The organism is Marinomonas sp. 63XJN7_9_ISO-PGPR-S23-217, from assembly GCF_056173515.1.
In genome coordinates this window covers 1420388-1439847 of the sequence record NZ_CM149678.1, presented here as the reverse complement: position 1 = coordinate 1439847, position 19460 = coordinate 1420388, and the positions used below count along the sequence as shown (strand labels likewise).

The following is a 19460-nucleotide window of genomic DNA, read 5'->3' as shown; positions in this document are numbered from 1 at the left end:
ATCATACCGTTAAGAAACTGACCCTTAAAAACACAAATCCCCATAGGCCAAGTGCCAATGGGGATTTTTTTATTATTCTTATGGCAACCATTAAACCAATGGCGCAACACCAAACAGCAACTTATGGAAATAAAACACCATACCAAACCAAGTAATCATGGTGATGGTAAACGCAGCTAAGTCCATATGAATGCCGATATACTCATGCTTTACACCTTCAGCTCTATCACGACGTCGAAGTACCGCATAAGCCACGATCGACCACACTAAAAAGCTCCCAAAGATGATTATATCTTCTAATTTGCCATTACTGATTAAATGAGCAAACGCCCATAATTTCACTGCTAACAGAAAGGGGCGCCCCGTCATGGCTTTCAATTTTGTGCCAGGTATCAAAGCACATGCAGCGAAATAAAAAGAAACCAACATGAGCAATGAGGAGACTTGGCGAATCCAACTAGGTGGCAGCCAGACCCATGTCGGATCCAAGCGCACTTGTGTAAACCCCATCCAAATGAAAGCAACGGCAATCAAAGCTCCCATACCAAACCGCATTTGCCAGCGCATTTTACCATGGCGCAAGATGCCCTCTTCCCGCCACTTCGGCGCTATAATTTGCACTGAATGCAGTACAAAAAACATGACTAGACCAATCACTAAAATCAACATAAAACGCAATTCCTAACTGATAAACAAAAATCCACACCGTGTTTTATTAAAAAAGGGCGAATGACAAGTTTTTGCCACCTACTGACTCTGACGAGGATGTAGGTAATTAGGGCAATGCAGGAGCAATTGCCAAGACAAAAGAACTTGTTCACCCTTTTTTTAAAGGAAAAACAAACACATTATACAGCGAGCACAAGAGTACCTTGTTTTCACTTATTTAAAAGCCCTTTTCTCAACCCAAACAGTGACTACTAGCAATCGACTTTATGGAAATAAGTGCAGTCACATTGTAGTGTCGCGCTAACAAACCTCAAGCCTAAAGACCAACTCTTCCGCCTACTCAAAGGAAATAACACAGTAAGACGATAAATAGTTACTCTAGAACGTTCTCAATCACTACTACTTTAGGGTACATTAAGTAACAACACCCAGACAGAAAATGTCTGACAGAAGCGTCTGTAAGAAAACATGCTCTTTATTAATAGTGATCCACTAATACGAATAGTGGTCTACTAGAACGGGGCACAATGTATGTGTGGTGGCTTTTTTCTCAATGGTAATCAAAACAGGCAACTTAAATAAGCTTGTAGACAGAGAAGTAACAAGCCTTGAAAACGACATACTCGCTGCTATTTTATATAGCGCCGAGGAACTCATGACAGGCAAAGGCTGGCTGGAAGGCATCAATAAACTACTGGCTGAGCTTGGCAGAGCCACTTCAGTAAGCCGCGTATGGGTTTTTCAAACCTTGGAGCTTCAACACGATTACATCCTCCAAGACTATACCTTTGAATGGCATGCTCACAAAAAATACAAACAAATTGGTTTACCTCATTTCAACCGTTTCAAATCTCCTATTGTTGAACCTGAATACATCGCATTAATTGAAAGCCGAAAACGAGGCGAATATCAAAGCGTCATGACCCGCACTCTCCCCGATGACTGGCTAAAAAGTCATTTAGTCAGTCAGGGTGTCAAGTCTATGCTTACCCTTCCTATCATCATAGAGAATCAGTGGTGGGGCACAATAGGTCTCGATGACTGTGAAAGAGAATATAAGTGGACTGCTAATGACATCACACTACTGAGAACGGCCAGCTATTTTATTTCCAGCGCGATTGTTCGAGATCATTATCGGGCAAAGCAACATCAGCTCGATATACTAAAAGAAAATATTGCCTGCAGCAGTTGGGAGTTAGACTGGCGGCGAGGGCATCTATGGTGTACCTCAGAAGTCCTCATCCCAAACGAAAAACAAGTGACTCGTCAACTCTTTTCCCTACGCCAATGGCTAAGACGCATATACCCACCACACAGAAAACCTTTCCTTAAAACCACGCTCCAGTTTCTTAAATCGGATACATCAACATTACGTTGTGACCTTAAGATCCTACGTTTAGATGGTCAATATTGTTGGGTCGAAGTCTCCAGCAGTATGGCAAAAGGCAATGGTAATATAAACAATGTTATTGCAGGTATCTGTTGGGACATTACTGCTCGAAAACGCGATGAAGAACGACTGCAACATGAAGCCACTACCGACCCTCTAACGGGGCTGGTGAATAGACGTAAGTTCGAGATACTTATGAAAAGCCATTTTATGGCATGCCCTCAACCACCACGTCCTTTCTCCTTCGCGATTCTCGATATTGATTTCTTCAAAAGCATCAATGATCGATATGGACATGCAGTGGGCGATTATGTACTAAAGCAATTTACCCAAACCATTCGCCAAATTATTCGCCCATCAGATCACTTCGCTCGCATTGGCGGGGAAGAATTTGCAATTCTTCTGCCAGACACTCCCCCAAACGACGCAACCACCCTATTAAAAAAGATATGCCGGCATATCTTTACGCGCCCAATAGCTCACCAAAACGATATCATCCATTACTCCGTCTCAATTGGCGTTGCTGTTATTGAATCCCCTAAAGCAACCGCCGATGAAGCATTTAAAGCCGCCGATCGCGCCTTATACCAAGCCAAACAAACAGGACGTAACAGAGTTATAACTGTCTTTTTATAAAAACGTCATATTTATTCTCTATTATCAACAATTTGTGAACAGTCTCTGGCTAGCCATAGACACAGGAGAACCAGAGAATATGTTATCAAGCCCAACTTAACTGAAAAAAAGACGGGGAAATAACTAGGGGCTGTTGATCTTTCACATTGGCAGCCAAATGATCGAGCAAGCTAACGCTAACATGCTTTCAAAATGAATTTTCAACTTATCATAACGCGTGGCTATCGCTCTAAAATGTTTGAGCCGAGCAAACGCATTTTCAACTAAATGCCGATATTTGTATAAACACCAATCTATATCGGCGTTTCCTTTTTTCGAATTTTGCTTTCTAGGAATGACTGGAGTCGAGCCGCATTGACGAACTTTCTCGCGAATCGCTTCACTGTCATAACCTTTGTCCGCAATGATGAAATCTCCTTGTGGCAAGACCTCAATAAGGTCATTGGCCACTTTACTATCATGAACTTCTCCGCCTGTGATTATGAACTCTATTGGTAAACCATAACTGTCTACAGCAAGGTGGATTTTGCTTGTATTACCGCCACGACTCAGCCCAATCGCTTGATTTTCCTCAGAGGATGCGCCCGAGCTGTGTTGATGCGCTTTTATATAGCTGCCATCAAGAAACTCCCATTCCGTATCCTTATTGGCCGATAAGGATTTGAATAGCCTGAGTAAAATTCCTTTTCTGGACCACAGTAAAAAACGACGGTAAACCGTATTCCATAAGCCAAAATAGTCTGGTAAATCTCGCCAAGGGCAGCCGACACGCAACCGATAAAGAATGCCTTCCATCGTGTATCGATGCTCTCGCTTGTTATAGACTCTATCTTCAAGCAGAATAGCTTTTAGCTTCGACCACATCTCATCAGTGAGCATTAATCGGGGCATGGTAATCTCGTTGTATTTGTTTTTGGCGAAGTAAATTATACGAGATTACCTTCTTCGCTCACAATTCAGACAAAGATCAACAGCCCCTAGTAAATAGGCGGAAAAATGTTTCCAGTTGTCTCCCTAGAAAGCCTTATAGTATAGACGTTCAAGAAAATTTTCGGAGTAACAAAAGGTTGCCAGGGTAATAAGTTAATGGCATTGACCAATCAGGTAGAGGACAAAACATGCACTTTAAAATTTAAACTGCCCAACTTGTTCCTGTAATTTTTCACCAAGTTGCGCCAACTCTGAACTTGTTGAAGACATTTGTTGGACCGCCGCAGCTGACTGTTCTGTCACACCATGAACATTGCTAATATTTCGATTAATTTCTTCCGCAACAAGACTTTGTTCTTCTGACGCAGTGGCTATTTGGCTGTTCATATCACTGATCGTTTCTATAGATTCTATGATCGTTGCTAACATGGATCCAGCGTCATTGACTTTGCCGACGACGAGAGAGGTGTGATTCCTACTTTTATCCATGACAGTGACGACAGTCGATACACTACTTTGTAAGCTATCTAACATGGACTCTATTTCAGTGGCCGACGCTTGAGTACGTCCAGCTAATGTGCGCACCTCATCTGCAACCACAGCAAACCCTCGGCCTTGCTCACCTGCTCGGGCGGCCTCAATAGCGGCGTTTAGCGCCAATAAATTGGTTTGTTCGGCAACCCCTTTAATAACTTCTAGTACAGTAACAATATTGTCCGTATCGCCTCTGAGTGTTTGAATGGCGTCTGTTGAGCTCTCTATTTCCTCTGAAAGTGTATGAACAGCATTGACGGTCTCATCTAGAACTTGCCTTCCATTTTTTGCATTATTGTCTGCTTCAGTAGAAGAGGAGGCGGCCTTTTCAGCATTTCTAGCAACATCCGTAATAGTGGCTGTCATTTCTCCGATGGAAGTAGCGACTTGAGTGGTCTCCGAACTAAGTTGCATGACGCCAGTATTTGTTTGTTGAGCCGTGCTCGACATTTCTTCTGCTGCAGTGGCGACTTGATGTGTTGCACTCGATATATTTCCTATTACTTTTTGTAGTTTGATAACAAAAAGATTAAAAGCCATTGCCACCTGGCCTGTTTCATCTTTTGCACTGTCATTCATTCGCACCGTCAAATCTCCATCTCCTTGAGCGATTTCTTGTAAATTAATGTACAAGCGCTGCAATGCTTTAGTGACCGTTAACGTAATATATAGCGCCGCAGCGATGCCCAAGACTAATCCAACTAATGTTATGAGTAACATCATATTGCGAGTTGTTGTGTAATCTTGTTTGCTGACCATGGAATCCTTATCCATATCATCTTCCGATTTTTTGACTATTTTTGCCATGCTTTTTATAGCCAAATCACTCAATTCTCTTCCTTTATTACTAGATAATTCAAGTGCTTTGTTATTACCATTTTGGCGAGTTAATGCTTCAACCTGATCTTTAAAAACTGAATATTTTTGATAAAGTGGTTTGAACTCACTTATCATTTCAGTTGTTTCTGGTGAGGCCATTGATTGCAACTTATTTAAGCTTTCAATTATATATTCAGAATTATTTTTGATTATTTTTGAATATTTTTCCATTTGTTTTTGATCTTTTGACAGTATCATGTTTTTTACATTTAGCTCAATTTCATTTAACTTTGTTAGAATTTTATTTGAGACATAGATTTGTGTGCCAAGATTACTGACTATATTTACTGAAGTCGATTTATCCAGATCATCTTTATTACGATCAATGATGCTAGATATAAATTTTGATGCTTCACTATAAGCGTCAAGCATTTTTCCTTCTGCCAAAATATTTGCTTTATAATTTGAATTAAGTCGAGCGAATTGTATTACTTGCCCATTAACAACCATATAGTTATTCCAGGCTTTCGAAAATTCATCGATTAGTTTTTTATCAGTAGAATCATCCATGAGATTGCGTAACTTACTAACTTTATTATTCATGCTGGATAATACAGTTTTAGCATACGCTAAATATTCATCTTGATCTTTTGAATTATTTGTTAAAATTAGATTCTTTTCTGCTCGAGTGATAGAAAGTACATCTTGATTAATACGTGCTGCCAGTTTTAATTTTTCTGAAGAGACACTCACTATGTAGTTAAGACGGTCATTTGTAGCTTTTAAACTGGAAACTCCTATCCAAGCTAGTATTGACATCATAACAATTAGTAAAATAAAACCTGTAAAAAGCTTTTCTCTAATAGACAGTGATCTGATTTTTATCATTCTATAACCCTTTTCCTCGAGGTGAGAGATTTTTAAACAGCATTTTATGGTACGAAAACTAAATTCACAAAAATTTTGTTGGCGTTATTTGACGCCAATATGTCGTGAGCGAGCTTTTAATCTATAAAAATAAATTATGATAGAGTTTTTTTCAAAAAGTATATGATGATTTCGTAAATATCATATAAGTTAAGATGGAATTTGTGATATTGAGTTAAATGATGTTTTTTTTTGTATAGACTTCTTTGCTTATTTTTATTAACTCGGCGAACAAATAATCCTGATATAATGCAAAAATGAATCAAAAAATAGACACTCGAAAATTATCTTCTGCCGAATTGCTAGTCCTACGCCGTCAAGCCATAAGACTTCGTGAAACGCAATCCTCCTCTTTTCAATATATCGCTGCTATTACAGGGGTTAGCTCAAAGACCGTTAGCGCTTGGTGTCGAGCCTATGAGAAAGAAGGAGAAGCCAGCTTCACCTACAAAAAGCGTGGTCGGATCGAAGGGGATCAACGTAGTTTGACAGAAGCCCAAGAAGATCGCATACAGCGGGAAATTACCGACAAAATGCCAGGCCAATGCAAGCTGGCGTTTGCGCTATGGACTCGTCGAGCCGTTCAGCAATTAATTAAACAATTGGGGGAAAAATATGCCTATTCGCACGGTTGGAGATTACTTACAACGCTGGGGGTTCACGCCACAGAAGCTCTTAAAAAAAGCGTATGAGCAAGACCCCAAGCGAGTTGATGCTTGGTTAAATGAACAATATCCACAGATAAAAGAGCGGGCCAAGCAAGAGAATGCAGAGATCCATTGGGGAGATGAAACGGGATTGCGGAATGATAGCCAACATGGACGTAGTTACGCCCCAAAAGGCCAAACTCCCGTACAAGTCATACCCGCTAAACGTTGCTCTATGAACATGATCTCGTCGATTACCAATCAAGGAAAAGTGCGTTTTATGATTTATAGCAGCACCATGACGGCCAAAGTACTGCTCCGTTTTATAAAGCAGTTGATCAAATCATCGAATAAGAAAGTGTTTTTGATATTAGGGGCTGTTGATCTTTGTCTGAATTGTGAGCGAAGAAGGTAATCTCGTATAATTTACTTCGCCAAAAACAAATACAACGAGATTACCATGCCCCGATTAATGCTCACTGATGAGATGTGGTCGAAGCTAAAAGCTATTCTGCTTGAAGATAGAGTCTATAACAAGCGAGAGCATCGATACACGATGGAAGGCATTCTTTATCGGTTGCGTGTCGGCTGCCCTTGGCGAGATTTACCAGACTATTTTGGCTTATGGAATACGGTTTACCGTCGTTTTTTACTGTGGTCCAGAAAAGGAATTTTACTCAGGCTATTCAAATCCTTATCGGCCAATAAGGATACGCAATGGGAGTTTCTTGATGGCAGCTATATAAAAGCGCATCAACACAGCGCGGGCGCATCCTCTGAGGAAAATCAAGCGATTGGGCTGAGTCGTGGCGGTAATACAAGCAAAATCCACCTTGCTGTAGACAGTTATGGTTTACCAATAGAGTTCATAATCACAGGCGGAGAAGTTCATGATAGTAAAGTGGCCAATGCCCTTATTGAGGTCTTGCCACAAGGAGATTTCATCATTGCGGACAAAGGTTATGACAGTGAAGCGATTCGCGAGAAAGTTCGTCAATGCGGCTCGACTCCAGTCATTCCTAGAAAGCAAAATTCGAAAAAAGGAAACGCCGATATAGATTGGTGTTTATACAAATATCGGCATTTAGTTGAAAATGCGTTTGCTCGGCTCAAACATTTTAGAGCGATAGCCACGCGCTATGATAAGTTGAAAATTCACTTTGAAAGCATGTTAGCGTTAGCTTGCTCGATCATTTGGCTGCCAATGTGAAAGATCAACAGCCCCTAAGATTGCAAAATTGCCCCAAAAAAGACTTCTCGCACGGTGGAAAAACGCCCCTTATTTGCACTAAAATACGCCCTTTTGCGGACAGGCAAGCAGCCATGATCAAGACACCTTATTACCTCATTGATAAAGCCAACCTTCTAAAGAACTTAGAAAAGATTGCTTATGTGCGAAAACAATCTGGTGCCAAGTCATTACTGGCGTTGAAATGCTTTGCCACATGGTCTGTCTTTGACTTAATGCAAGAATACATGGATGGCACGACTTCCTCTTCCTTATACGAGGTCAAACTCGGCAAAGAGAAGTTCCAGGGTGAAACACATGCCTACAGCGTGGCCTACGCCGATGATGAAATAGCCGAAGTGCTCGACAACAGTGACAAGATCATTTTCAACTCCATTGGTCAATTCTCTCGCTTTAAAGATATAAGCAAAGATAAGACCCGTGGGTTGCGAGTGAATCCACAAGTCAGCACATCAGAATTTATCATTGCTGATCCTGCACGCCCTTTTAGTCGTCTTGGTGAATGGGATCCCGAAAAAATCGCCACCATCATCGATGATATCTCAGGTTTTATGTTCCATAACAACTGTGAAAACAGTGATTTTGCGCGTTTCGATGAAATGCTCACACTGATCGAAGCACGTTTTGGCCATTTGATTGCCAAAATGCAATGGATCAGTCTAGGTGGTGGCATTCATTTTACAGGTGAAGACTACCCATTAGATCGATTTTGTCAACGACTCAAAAGCTTTTCCGAGCAATATGGTGTTCAAGTCTATCTTGAACCAGGCGAAGCGGCGATTACTAACAGTACCACTCTCGAAGTGACGGTGTTAGACACATTGTTTAATGGCAAACATCTCGCCGTTGTCGATAGTTCCATCGAAGCCCATATGCTTGATCTGCTCATTTATCGTGAAAATGCGAAAATGTCCCCATGTGAAGGTGACTATGAGTACATGATTTGTGGTAAATCTTGTTTGGCTGGCGATATTTTTGGCGAATTCAAATTTAACAAAGTGCTAGAAGTAGGAGACCGTTTGTCTTTTCAAGATGCCGCAGGTTATACCATGGTGAAAAAGAACTGGTTCAACGGTGTAAAAATGCCGTCTATTGCCGTACGCCAATTGGATGGCAACGTTGAGGTCGTTAAAGAATTTCATTACAACGACTTTATGCAAAATTTATCTTAATGACCGTTTATGAAAACGGCAAAAACACCGCGACACTAAACATTAAAGAGATTGTTACTATGAAAAAAAATGTCTTAATCATCGGCGGCGGAGGCGTGGCTCGTGTAGTAGCCCACAAATGCGCCCAACACAATGACACACTGGGCAATATCGCAATTGCTTCACGTAGCGTTTCGAAATGCGACGATATTGTAGCCAGTGTCCTAGACAAAGGCAGTATGAAAGTTGAGGGTCGTATTCAAGCATTCGCCCTAAACGCTCTGGACGTGCCAGCCACTGTAAAATTAATTCAAGAAACCGAATCACAAATCGTTATTAACGTCGGTTCAGCCTTCATCAACATGTCTGTACTTGAAGCCTGTATGGAAACAGGGGCTGCCTACTTAGACACCGCAATCCATGAAGACCCAACAAAAATTTGTGAAACCCCACCTTGGTATGCCAACTACGAATGGCAACGCCGTGACGCTTGTAAAGCAAAAGGTATTACTGCCATTCTAGGCGTAGGCTTTGATCCAGGCGTAGTAAACGCTTACGCCGCGCTTGCCTATAACGACTACTTTGATACCGTAAGTGATATCGACATCATTGATATCAACGCGGGCAGCCATGGCAAATATTTTGCCACGAACTTCGACCCTGAAATTAACTTCCGAGAATTCACTGGACGCGTCTATTCTTGGCAAAATAATGCATGGCAAGAAAACAAAATGTTCGAAATCAGCCGTACGGATGACCTGCCTGTTGTTGGCAAACAGACGGCTTATATGACAGGCCACGACGAAGTTCATTCACTTTCTCAAAACTTAGATGTACCAAACGTACGTTTTTGGATGGGCTTTGGCGAGCATTACATCAATGTATTTACTGTCTTGAAAAGCCTCGGATTACTATCAGAGCAGCCTGTTAAAACAGCAGAAGGCTTGGAAGTCGTTCCACTGAAAGTGGTGAAAGCGGTTTTACCAGATCCATCCTCCCTTGCTCCTGATTACACTGGCAAAACCTGTATCGGCGATGTTGTCAAAGGCATTAAAGACGGACAAGAAAAAGAAGTCTTTATCTACAACGTAGCGGACCATAAAGACGCCTATAACGAAGTCGGTAGCCAAGGGATTTCTTACACCGCAGGCGTACCACCGGTGGCCGCCGCTATTCTTGTTGCCAATGGCACATGGGATGCAAAAGAAATGCGTAATGTTGAGCAGCTTGATCCTAAACCTTTCCTAACTCTGTTAAATACCATGGGATTACCGACTCGTATTAAAGATGAAAACGGCGACCGCCCTTTTACACCTTAATCCAGTCTATCCCCTGATTAGCAAACAGATGAAATAGAAAAGCTAGAAAGTCTACATCCAAAACGATTTTCTAGACCAACAAGATGGCAATATACACACCATCCTGCTGCTTTGTTAATGGATTTAAAACCACTTTAGTGAAAAGCTAAGGTGGTTTTTTGTGCCTTCCCCCAACAAACACGTACTTCTCTTCTTCTAACGAATTATTCCACCTCACAAAAAAGCATATCGAATTACAAAAATACACAATCCCCCTTAAAAAAACACAAAAAGCGCATAAAAAGTTCATGAAATTTTCACCTAACTAAGTGTATGCTTAATAATAATTTCAAATATTCCTACTTTTTATGGAGATGGTCGGTTTGTTTCACATACCTAAATTTTTTCGGTGTCATTTGCTATCAAACACAGAGTCAAGCAAGACGAGTATGATTCCCCTACGTTTTGTCTTAACGCTAAGTGGTGTATTGTTTATTACCGCTTTAGGACTCTGGCTGATGGGCGGCTACCATTCCAGTTTCCTCGTGCTTAACTCATTAGGCAGCGTTATCCCTGATAATATATGGTCTTCCATCACGCTGTTAGGTGATACTCAAGTAGCTATCGCTCTATTGCTTTTTGTGATTTATATTCACCCCAAATTGCTATCAGCCACCATTATTGCCATCATTCCAACCACCTTGATTACCCATGGTATGAAGGCCTTTTTTTCTATGGAGAGACCTGGCAGCGTATTACCAGAAGGAAGCTTTCATCTAGTTGGTAAACTGCTACATACCAACAGTTTTCCTTCGGGACATTCGGCAACAGCAGGTGTTATTGCCACTTTTTTCCTCGTGATAGCAAAAAACACACAACAGCGTATTGCTATTGTTTGCGTCTTACTGCTCATTATGTTCAGTCGCGTGATGGTAGGAGCTCACTGGCCAATTGATGTTCTAGTCGGAGGCGCTATTGGTTTATTGTGTGGCCTAGCTTGTTATAAGGTTGCAAAGCACTATCATTTTTGCAAATCCGCATTGTCCCAGTGGATTGCCATGGTTATCCCTCTGTATTGTGTTGTCACCTTGCCGTTTCACAATGGTGGCTACCCACAAGGACATTTTGAAGTCACCCTAATTATCGCTATTGCTTTTCTCTTTTATTTGAACCAACTTCGCAATCAATGGCTTATTAGTAAAAAACACTGATTCTTAGTAGAAAATAGAAGTCATGAGTACTATCAAGCACCATCAGTGCTAACAGAGGACTCGGTAGCCTTCATGTATTATGACAGCCCATAAGAGCCAGTATACGAATAAAAAGACCCAGCGAATATTGTAAATTTAAAGCAAATTGAAGTGGTTTTTATGCTTTAATTTACCTAGTGCTTAAAATGATCATGACGATACCGTCATATGATCATTTCGCACCAATCACATCTTATTCAAATAGGCTTTTCTAACGGAGTACACATGAGACACGAGCTGAAAATTGCTGCCCTCGTCACAACACTCACCTTTACTTTAGTGGGTTGCGCCTCTAATCCAGACTCAACCGCCAGCCTAGCAAAGGATGCAGCGAAATCAAAAACAGCCTCAGATATTAACATAGTAAAAAACGCCTTAGATCAAGCTGACATGGCATTAGAATCCGCCAAAAGCGATGAACTCGATTGGTTCGCAACAGAACAAATGAAAGAGGCAAGAAAAGCCCTTGCTGAGGCGAAAGAGTACTATGGTGAATTTGCCTTAGACCCATCCAAAGCAAACAGTAGCAGTGGTTTTTTCAGCTCAAAAACCAACCTGGAAGCGGCTCAGTCAGACATAACCAAATTCAACGCCCACTTAACGAAAGCTCAAAATATCCGCAGCAATGCAATGAGCACTCTCGAAAGTGCATTCGACTACAAAGCACAGCTCACCAAAATTGGGGCAGATAAGTACTACCCCAATACGGTCAAACAACTGAATAATGAATTGAAAAACCTAGTTGACGACATTGCAAACGACAAAATGAATGCCGCCATCAGCGCCCAACCTGATTTGCTTGTAAAACAACGTGCTCTAGAAGTGAAAACGATCACTAAAATCTATTTAGCCGATGCGAACCAACAACTCAATCAGTTAAAAAAAGACCAGATTGGTGATTATGCGCCAAAAACCTTGGCTCAAGCTGCCGCGTCTGTGACGGCTGCAGAAGCCTTTATTAACGCTGAGCCGCGAGCCATTAGCAAAATCAAAGAAAAAGCAGAAGAAGCCATCTTTGCTATCCAACATGCTAAGCAAGTCGCCATTGCAGTCAAACAATTACAAGCCTTACCAAGCAGTGCTTATGAAAATTACATTGTAAATATCGAAGATATTCTCTTAACGATTTCGAGTAAACTGGGGGCAGCAGACAAACGTAATGAACCAATCAGCCAACAAGGCAAAGCCATTGCTGCTTTTATTGATCACAATATGAAAAACGAGCAAGCATTAGAACAACAAAACACGGCACTAAGTGAGCAAGTAACAAAGCAAAAAGATCAACTGGAAGAACTGGCGGCACAAATCATATCGCTAAACACCAAGCTGTTAAACAAAACAAGCTATGCAAACTCATTAGAAAAAAGGCTATCAGAACTGTTGGCGACAATAAATCCAACCAAAACGACACAGTCATCGCCACAAACAGTAACAACATCAGTGAAACAAAGTGACACTCAGAAAATAGAAACCACGTCACCTCAAAGCAACAGCAATTAACCCACTTTCAGTAAAAAGGTCTAGGAACCTTTTTACTGAAAAAAGTTTTTTACGATATGCTGTGTAATGCACATATTTTATTACCAGCGGGGTCACGTAAATACGCAATATAGTACTGCCTATCCTCAAAATCACGTACTCCTGGTGGATCCTCGCAAGGAACACCACCATGAGCCACTCCAACCTCATGCCAAGTATCAACCAACTTGGTAGACTTTGCTAAAAAGCCAATGGTCGTGCCATTACCATGGGTTGCAGGTTGACCGTTTAGCGGTCTTGTTAATGCAAAAACATTATTATCCGCAAAGTAAAAGCATTGTCCTTCGGGGTTAATCGATCCGGGAGGATGCCCTAACACTTGAAAAACAGCATCGTAGAATGTTTTTGACTCTTCAATATCGTTCGCGCCAACCATCACATGACTAAACATTCATTTTTCCTCTTTTAAAAAATTGGAAATACCACGAAAAACACTTATAGAGTGTGATTCAGTTCTTAGTACAAACAAAGTAGCATGCCTAAGCAGATTATGAGAAACGTATTATCGCCAATTTCAGTGAATCAAAAGTGACTTTGCGCAGAAATTGACGTAATCGTTGCTCGTTTGATATAACAAATGTGTAAAAATATGCTATAAACAGAGTCATAGAATTACCGCTCACCCTACCCGTTTATTGGCAATAGGGTTAGAATGCTAACGTCAGAGAGTCGTATGTCAGACATAACTCAGGTTGACTTCGCTGCAACCAGCTCCATAACAGTAGACACACCTAAAAACAGCATTACCGACAAGCGCGTTCTTATTATCGAAGACATTGCGGAAATGCGCTTAATGCTTAAATCCTTAATGACCTCGCTGGGTTATGAAAAAATTGATGTAGAGCCATCAGGACAAGGTGGGCTTAAGCGTATCTTGAACTTTAAATACGATATTGTTTTATCGGATTACAACCTAGGTGGCAACATTGATGGGCAACACATTCTTGAGACCACTCGTAAAAATTACTCCTTGGACCATTCTGCTATTTTTATGATGATTACCGCTGACACCGCTTACGAAAGTGTTGTCAGCGCCGTAGAATATGAACCCGATAGTTATTTGGTTAAGCCTTTCCCGCCTTCGTCATTTCATCGTCGTTTTAACAAAATTATCGGCCAGAAAAAGATCTTTTCCGTGGTCGATCAGGCAAGAAAAAAAGATGACTGCGAGGCCATGGAAAAGCATGCTCGTGACATTCTAAAACAATATCCACAATACGCCAGCATGTGCTTGAAAGTGATAGGTGAATCCCTTTATAAACGCAAGCAATATAAGCAGGCTAAACAGCACTATGCTATGGTGGTCGAAGGTAATAGCACACTGGCATGGGCTTATTATGGGATGGCACAATGTGATGTGGAATTTGACGAATTTCCTTCTGCCATAAATCACCTTGAAAAAACCGTTGCCCTCAGTAAACATTTTCTCTCAGCTTACGACCTACTTGCCGATGTCCATAGCAAAATGGGAAACCTCGAAAAAGCCCAATCCGCGATACTGAGAGCCTTGGAAAATTCACCAAGATCCGTTGAACGATCCCATAGACTAGGACGTATTAGTGTCGAAATACAAGATTGGACCATAGCAGAACAATCGCTTTCCCGAGCCATTCGCCTCGCGAAAGATACAAGTTCAGAAAATGTTGAATTATATTACGACTATTTAAAGACACTTACTTCCATGCTCGAACAAGGCATAGAATGCACAAGATTGCAGGATAAATTTAGACGCGCGTTATCTCGACTAAGAAGTTTAGGTCAATCTAATCCCAATGTCTTATCCAATTCTTTTCGTCTTGAAATCCAACAATTGCTGTATAGAAACCATCTTGGCGAAGCCATTCGCTCCTGGCAGCTATGGAGCAAACTTATTGAAAAGGGAGAAGCATCTGCGCTAACCCTTGCACAAGAGTTAACCTTAAAAAAGCGACTCGGCTTACTCTAATAAAGCGTTTATTTCCCCCTAACAAAAATCGAATACGAGCAAAAAATAGGAGAGAGGTCTGTATTTTCTTCTAGACTATATAGACGTCTAATCTAACCTCATCCATATCAAGGTTGACCATGGAAGTGATTACAAAATCCGGTGCAGCAGCAGAACAACGCGTCCTTATCATCGAAAGCATTGCTGAGATGCGCTTTTTACTGAAGTCATTAATGGTATCGTTAGGCTATGAGAAAATAGATTTTGAAATATCTGATCAATCCGCCATTAAACGCATTCAAGCCATCCAATACGATATTATTCTTTCTGACTTTAATGCTGACAATAAAATCAATGGTCAGCAGATACTTGAAGCCACACGTAAACATTACAGCATTGATCATCCCGTGATTTTTATGATGATTACAGCAGACCGAGCCTATGAAAGCGTAGTCAGTATTTTAGAATACCAGCCCGACTGCTATTTAGTGAAGCCCTTTACCCCGGCGGCATTCCATCGCCGTCTAAAACGCGTCGTTAAACAAAGAATCATCTTTGACCTTGCCCATCAAGCCAGAAAACAGAAGGATTACATTACGCTTGAACGTGTAGCAAAAGCCATTATTAAACACTACCCTCAATATGCCAGCCAATGTCTTCGAGTGATGGGGGAAAGTCTCTATCAGCAAGGAGAATACCAAGCTGCCAGTACTCATTATACTAAGGTTTTGCAACGTAATAACGAGCTGTCATGGGCCCATTTTGGTATGGCACAATGTCATATCAAGCTCAATCAACTCAAGCAAGCGGTTGTAGCACTTGAACAGACGATTGAATTAAACCAATACTTTTTCTCTGCTTATGATCTACTAGGCGACCTATATTTAGAGCTTAATCAACCAAAGGATGCTCAAGAAATCATTATTAAAGCGCTGATCGTCTCTCCTCGCTCCCATGAACGCTCCTTACGGTTAGGAAGAATTAGCATCGATTTAGAGGACTGGCTCACAGCAGAGCAAGCCTTCTCAAAAGCCATCCGCAGCACCAAAAACAATAATAGTGATACGCCAGCGCTTTACTACGATTATTTAAGGACCATTACCGAGCTAATCGAAAACGACATAGAAGCGCCAAGACTGATCGAAAAGTTTAATCGAGCACTGACTCGGTTACGAAAGATTGGACAGAATAACCCTGAGGTTATCACCAATTCTTTCCGTCTAGAAGTTCAGAACCTACTGGCAAGGGGACTACAAAAAGACGCCGTCAAAGCATGGTATACTTGGGGAAGGCGTATCAGCATGGAAGAAGCGGAACCATTAACGCCCCATCAAGAAGTGACCCTAAAGAGAATGTTAGGCTTAAGACTTTAATCAAACACAGGTAAACTTGCCATTGGAGAGCGTCCCCGTTATCGTCCCCTATTGATTTGCTATTTTTTGCTGGTATGACACAGCAGCAAGTCTTTTTTATTTCACCAGAGAGTTAACTATGTCTGCTTCCCACGCTTTTTCCCGCCTTGTTCCCGACGTGATTCTCGATGCCGTAGAATCTACTGGATTATGGAGCGACTCGCGAATTTACCCATTAAACAGCTATGAGAACCGAGTTTATCAAATTGGGATAGAAGGTGGTCCAACAGTGATCGCCAAGTTTTACCGACCAGAACGCTGGAGTGAAGCCCAGATCAAAGAGGAACATCTCACCCTATTAAGATTACAAGAGGAAGGCGTACCCGTTGTCGCTCCCATGGTCTTTAACGGTGAAAGCCTGTTTAGCCATAACGGCATACACTTTTGCCTATCCCCAAAACTCATTGGACAGCACCCCGAAGCAGACAACCTTGATCAGCTGTATCAACTGGGAGAATTAATTGGCCAAGTCCATCAAAAAATGAACGCCCCCTTTACCAAACGCATCAGTGTGTCACCTCTTGAGCAAATGGCTCTGGCGGCTAAGCAAATCCTAGCAGCGGACTATCTACCACAAAAACTCAAACCCATTTATCAGACTCAAATAACCAAGCTGATTGACATGAGCGCCACTCGCATTCAAGCCTATTGGCCCACACAACTGAGAGCCGTTCATGGGGACAGCCATCGAAGCAACTTGATGTTGCATAACGGTCAGTTTCATTTATTGGACTTTGACGATTGTCAAAACGGTGTGGCCGTTCAAGATATCTGGCTCCACCTGACACAAACCGAAAACCCAAGACAGCAATTGAGTGAAATGATTGAAGGATACGAAGCGTATTTGCCTTTTGAAACCCGCGAATTAGACCTGATCGATGTCTTCAAAAGCGCTCGCGTTATCCAGTATGCGGCCTGGTTACAGCAACGTTGGAGCGACCCTGCGTTTGTTAAAGCCTTTCCTTGGTTTGCCAGTGAAGAATATTGGCTCAATCATTTGAACGAATTACATAGCTGTGAACAAGAATGGGGGCAGATTTCTCTATGAAAACAAGTACACCGTTAGCCATTACCCCAACTTTTCAAGCGCGCGATTTACAAGGGGCATTACACGCCATATTTGGTTTCGAGCACTTTCGCGAAGGCCAAGGCCAAACCATTACTCAGTTGTTATCAGGGCATTCTTCCCTTGCCGTTTTCCCAACGGGTTCAGGAAAGTCCCTTTGCTATCAATTTACCGCCACACAGTTACCCAACCTGACCTTAGTCATTTCACCGCTAATCGCACTGATGCATGACCAATTAGCTTTTTTACAAAGTAAAGGCATTCCCGCTGCCTGCTTGGATTCCAGCCAAGCCAAAGAAGACAGTCAGGAGATCATGAGACAAGCCCAAAGTGGTGCCATTAAAATTCTCATGATCTCGGTCGAGCGTTTTAAGAACGAACGTTTTCGTCGCTTTATTAAGCAAGTGCCAATTTCTATGCTAGTGGTGGATGAAGCCCACTGCATTTCTGAGTGGGGACACAATTTTCGCCCTGACTACTTAAAACTCCCGCAATACAAACAAGAGCTAAACATCCCTCTCGTTTTGCTCTTAACCGCCACGGCCACTCGTCGAGTACAAAGAGACATGGCGCAAAAGTTTGATATTTTCCCTGAGCACATTGTGCAAACAGGCTTTTATCGCCACAACTTAGACGTGGATCTTATTCCTGCACAAGGCCATGAAAAACTCGACAAGTTAATCGCAATTTTAGATGGCACCCAAGGAGCCAGCATTGTCTATGTGACTCAGCAAAAAACCGCAGATGATATCGCTCAAGCACTAAGATCAAAAGGCTACTCAGCAACCTCCTACCATGCTGGGCTTGGCAACGACCTTCGTAGCCAAATTCAAGCAGATTTTATGGCAAGTCGCACGCGCATCATCGTCGCCACCATCGCTTTCGGCATGGGCATAGACAAAGCGGACATTCGACTCGTCGTACATTATGATTTACCAAAATCCATTGAGAATTACAGCCAAGAAATCGGCCGAGCGGGACGTGATAACCAAGCCAGCCGTTGTGTACTGTTAGCCAGTCTAGAAGGCCTACACACGTTAGAAAACTTCGTTTATGGCGATACACCGGAACGCCAAGACATTGCCTCCCTGCTCGCTACCATTGAAGAACAAGCTAAGATCAATGATGGCCAACAAACACTTTGGGAAACTCAGCTATACGGCTTATCCAACCAAACCAACATTCGCTCACTGCCGTTAAAAACCCTCTTGGTTCAACTCGAGATCCTCGGGGCTATCACTCCTAAATACAGTTATTACGCAGATGTACGTTTAAAGTGGGAAGGTGATCGCTATGCCTTTGCGGCACAAGTTCCTGATGACATGCGCGCCGCTTACGATGCTATTCTTAAAGGCATTCAATATAAGAAAATCTGGGGCACACCAAATTTCGATTTAATTTATCAACAATCAGGGTTTTCTCGCGGCGATGTCCTGCAACTATTAGAATACGCTGAGTCTCACCATGTGCTCACACTAGAAAGCAAGCAACTAACCGAGGTCTATCAAGTCAATCTAGAGCGGTTTCATCTAGACACCTTACTGAATGTCTTAGATCAATACGTAACGGAAAAACAAACCGCAGAAATCGAACGCATTGCTACCATGATTCGCTTCTTTGAACTCAATCGCTGCTTGAACCACAACCTAGCTCGCTATTTTGGTGATAAAAATGCCCCAGAACATTGTGGACATTGCTCTGTATGCCGTGGAAAAGCGCTTGTCTTCCCAGAACCGATAGAACAAAAAGAATCGCTGGAAAAACAGCGTCAACAAATGGCTCACTATGTCACAGAATTCGCACAACAATTGCGAAACAAAAGCCCAGAGACAACGCTCACACCGGTTCTAATAACACGTTTTTTAACTGGACTAGCACAACCAATTTTTACGAAGATCAAAGCCCGTCAATTAACAGGCTTTGGTGTTTATGAAGAGAAAGCCTATAAAGACGTTATTGCTGCGGTAAAAGCGCTACTAACACAATGACTCCTCAACAGGGTCTTATATGGCATACTAG

Annotated in this window: 16 protein-coding genes; 12 read left to right on the top strand and 4 right to left on the bottom strand. The window is 41.9% G+C overall.

All coding sequences use genetic code 11. From position 1 onward, the window contains the following. Positions 1–90 precede the first annotated feature (90 nt). A complete protein-coding gene (locus AC0VYI_RS06725) occupies positions 91–669 on the bottom strand; it encodes an NnrU family protein (protein ID WP_475448161.1) in 579 nt (192 codons plus the stop codon). 553 nt (positions 670–1222) lie between these two features. Here AC0VYI_RS06725 and AC0VYI_RS06720 point away from each other — a divergent pair. Beyond that, positions 1223–2695, top strand: a complete 1473-nt coding sequence (locus AC0VYI_RS06720; RefSeq protein WP_475448159.1) for a sensor domain-containing diguanylate cyclase — start codon at positions 1223–1225, stop codon at positions 2693–2695. A gap of 141 nt (positions 2696–2836) precedes the next feature. Here AC0VYI_RS06720 and AC0VYI_RS06715 read toward each other — a convergent pair whose 3' ends face one another. Both AC0VYI_RS06715 and AC0VYI_RS06710 read right to left on the bottom strand, forming a co-directional pair. Then, positions 2837–3586 (bottom strand): IS5 family transposase, encoded by a 750-nt coding sequence (locus AC0VYI_RS06715; RefSeq protein WP_475443627.1) that lies wholly within the window; start codon positions 3584–3586, stop codon positions 2837–2839. A gap of 234 nt (positions 3587–3820) precedes the next feature. Next, on the bottom strand, positions 3821–5866 hold the full coding sequence (locus AC0VYI_RS06710) for a HAMP domain-containing methyl-accepting chemotaxis protein (protein WP_475443938.1): 2046 nt from the start codon (positions 5864–5866) through the stop codon (positions 3821–3823). 296 nt (positions 5867–6162) lie between these two features. Here AC0VYI_RS06710 and AC0VYI_RS06705 point away from each other — a divergent pair, with 296 nt between their 5' ends. The 7 genes from AC0VYI_RS06705 (at position 6163) to AC0VYI_RS06675 (ending at position 13000) form a co-directional block, all read left to right on the top strand. Next, entirely contained in the window at positions 6163–6597 is a 435-nt protein-coding gene (locus AC0VYI_RS06705; RefSeq protein WP_475443936.1) for a helix-turn-helix domain-containing protein, read from the top strand. Further along, positions 6521–6967, top strand: a complete 447-nt coding sequence (locus tag AC0VYI_RS06700; protein WP_475443934.1) for a transposase — start codon at positions 6521–6523, stop codon at positions 6965–6967. Before AC0VYI_RS06705 ends, AC0VYI_RS06700 begins: the two co-directional genes overlap by 77 nt. 45 nt (positions 6968–7012) lie before the next feature. After that, entirely contained in the window at positions 7013–7762 is a 750-nt protein-coding gene (locus AC0VYI_RS06695; protein WP_475443932.1) for an IS5 family transposase, read from the top strand. Positions 7763–7875: 113 nt separating this feature from the next. Continuing rightward, complete coding sequence (nspC, locus tag AC0VYI_RS06690; RefSeq protein ID WP_199477344.1) at positions 7876–8973, top strand: carboxynorspermidine decarboxylase; 1098 nt, start codon at positions 7876–7878, stop codon at positions 8971–8973. Between the two features lie 59 nt (positions 8974–9032). Beyond that, the gene (locus tag AC0VYI_RS06685; RefSeq protein ID WP_475448157.1) at positions 9033–10271 is read left to right on the top strand and encodes a saccharopine dehydrogenase family protein; all 1239 of its coding nucleotides are present in this window, start codon (positions 9033–9035) and stop codon (positions 10269–10271) included. A gap of 428 nt (positions 10272–10699) precedes the next feature. Next, positions 10700–11461, top strand: a complete 762-nt coding sequence (locus AC0VYI_RS06680; RefSeq protein WP_475448155.1) for a phosphatase PAP2 family protein — start codon at positions 10700–10702, stop codon at positions 11459–11461. 264 nt (positions 11462–11725) lie between these two features. Then, positions 11726–13000 carry a hypothetical protein gene (locus AC0VYI_RS06675; RefSeq protein ID WP_475448153.1) on the top strand — a complete coding sequence of 425 codons (1275 nt, stop codon included), beginning with the start codon at positions 11726–11728 and terminating at the stop codon, positions 12998–13000. Between the two features lie 49 nt (positions 13001–13049). Here the strand turns inward: AC0VYI_RS06675 and AC0VYI_RS06670 are convergent, their stop codons facing one another. After that, positions 13050–13430 carry a VOC family protein gene (locus AC0VYI_RS06670; protein WP_199477340.1) on the bottom strand — a complete coding sequence of 127 codons (381 nt, stop codon included), beginning with the start codon at positions 13428–13430 and terminating at the stop codon, positions 13050–13052. A gap of 282 nt (positions 13431–13712) precedes the next feature. Between AC0VYI_RS06670 and AC0VYI_RS06665 the strand changes: the two genes are divergently transcribed. The 4 genes from AC0VYI_RS06665 (at position 13713) to AC0VYI_RS06650 (ending at position 19429) form a co-directional block, all read left to right on the top strand. After that, positions 13713–14984: a response regulator gene (locus AC0VYI_RS06665; protein WP_199477339.1), complete on the top strand. Its 1272-nt coding sequence runs from the start codon at positions 13713–13715 to the stop codon at positions 14982–14984. A gap of 119 nt (positions 14985–15103) precedes the next feature. Continuing rightward, the gene (locus AC0VYI_RS06660; protein WP_475448150.1) at positions 15104–16336 is read left to right on the top strand and encodes a tetratricopeptide repeat protein; all 1233 of its coding nucleotides are present in this window, start codon (positions 15104–15106) and stop codon (positions 16334–16336) included. A 118-nt stretch (positions 16337–16454) separates the two neighbouring features. Then, a complete protein-coding gene (locus tag AC0VYI_RS06655; protein ID WP_475448148.1) occupies positions 16455–17423 on the top strand; it encodes a serine/threonine protein kinase in 969 nt (322 codons plus the stop codon). Then, positions 17420–19429 carry a RecQ family ATP-dependent DNA helicase gene (locus tag AC0VYI_RS06650; RefSeq protein ID WP_475448146.1) on the top strand — a complete coding sequence of 670 codons (2010 nt, stop codon included), beginning with the start codon at positions 17420–17422 and terminating at the stop codon, positions 19427–19429. Before AC0VYI_RS06655 ends, AC0VYI_RS06650 begins: the two co-directional genes overlap by 4 nt. Positions 19430–19460: the final 31 nt, after the last annotated feature.

Coding starts and splice junctions, on each gene's coding strand:
- AC0VYI_RS06710 (WP_475443938.1), bottom strand. CDS start 5,866: ATGATAAAAATCAGATCACTGTCTATTAGAGAAAAGCTTTTTACAGGT.
- AC0VYI_RS06725 (WP_475448161.1), bottom strand. CDS start 669: ATGTTGATTTTAGTGATTGGTCTAGTCATGTTTTTTGTACTGCATTCA.
- AC0VYI_RS06660 (WP_475448150.1), top strand. CDS start 15,104: ATGGAAGTGATTACAAAATCCGGTGCAGCAGCAGAACAACGCGTCCTT.
- nspC (WP_199477344.1), top strand. CDS start 7,876: ATGATCAAGACACCTTATTACCTCATTGATAAAGCCAACCTTCTAAAG.
- AC0VYI_RS06670 (WP_199477340.1), bottom strand. CDS start 13,430: ATGTTTAGTCATGTGATGGTTGGCGCGAACGATATTGAAGAGTCAAAA.
- AC0VYI_RS06675 (WP_475448153.1), top strand. CDS start 11,726: ATGAGACACGAGCTGAAAATTGCTGCCCTCGTCACAACACTCACCTTT.
- AC0VYI_RS06720 (WP_475448159.1), top strand. CDS start 1,223: ATGGTAATCAAAACAGGCAACTTAAATAAGCTTGTAGACAGAGAAGTA.
- AC0VYI_RS06715 (WP_475443627.1), bottom strand. CDS start 3,586: ATGCCCCGATTAATGCTCACTGATGAGATGTGGTCGAAGCTAAAAGCT.
- AC0VYI_RS06680 (WP_475448155.1), top strand. CDS start 10,700: ATGATTCCCCTACGTTTTGTCTTAACGCTAAGTGGTGTATTGTTTATT.
- AC0VYI_RS06695 (WP_475443932.1), top strand. CDS start 7,013: ATGCCCCGATTAATGCTCACTGATGAGATGTGGTCGAAGCTAAAAGCT.
- AC0VYI_RS06685 (WP_475448157.1), top strand. CDS start 9,033: ATGAAAAAAAATGTCTTAATCATCGGCGGCGGAGGCGTGGCTCGTGTA.
- AC0VYI_RS06705 (WP_475443936.1), top strand. CDS start 6,163: ATGAATCAAAAAATAGACACTCGAAAATTATCTTCTGCCGAATTGCTA.
- AC0VYI_RS06700 (WP_475443934.1), top strand. CDS start 6,521: ATGCCTATTCGCACGGTTGGAGATTACTTACAACGCTGGGGGTTCACG.
- AC0VYI_RS06655 (WP_475448148.1), top strand. CDS start 16,455: ATGTCTGCTTCCCACGCTTTTTCCCGCCTTGTTCCCGACGTGATTCTC.
- AC0VYI_RS06650 (WP_475448146.1), top strand. CDS start 17,420: ATGAAAACAAGTACACCGTTAGCCATTACCCCAACTTTTCAAGCGCGC.
- AC0VYI_RS06665 (WP_199477339.1), top strand. CDS start 13,713: ATGTCAGACATAACTCAGGTTGACTTCGCTGCAACCAGCTCCATAACA.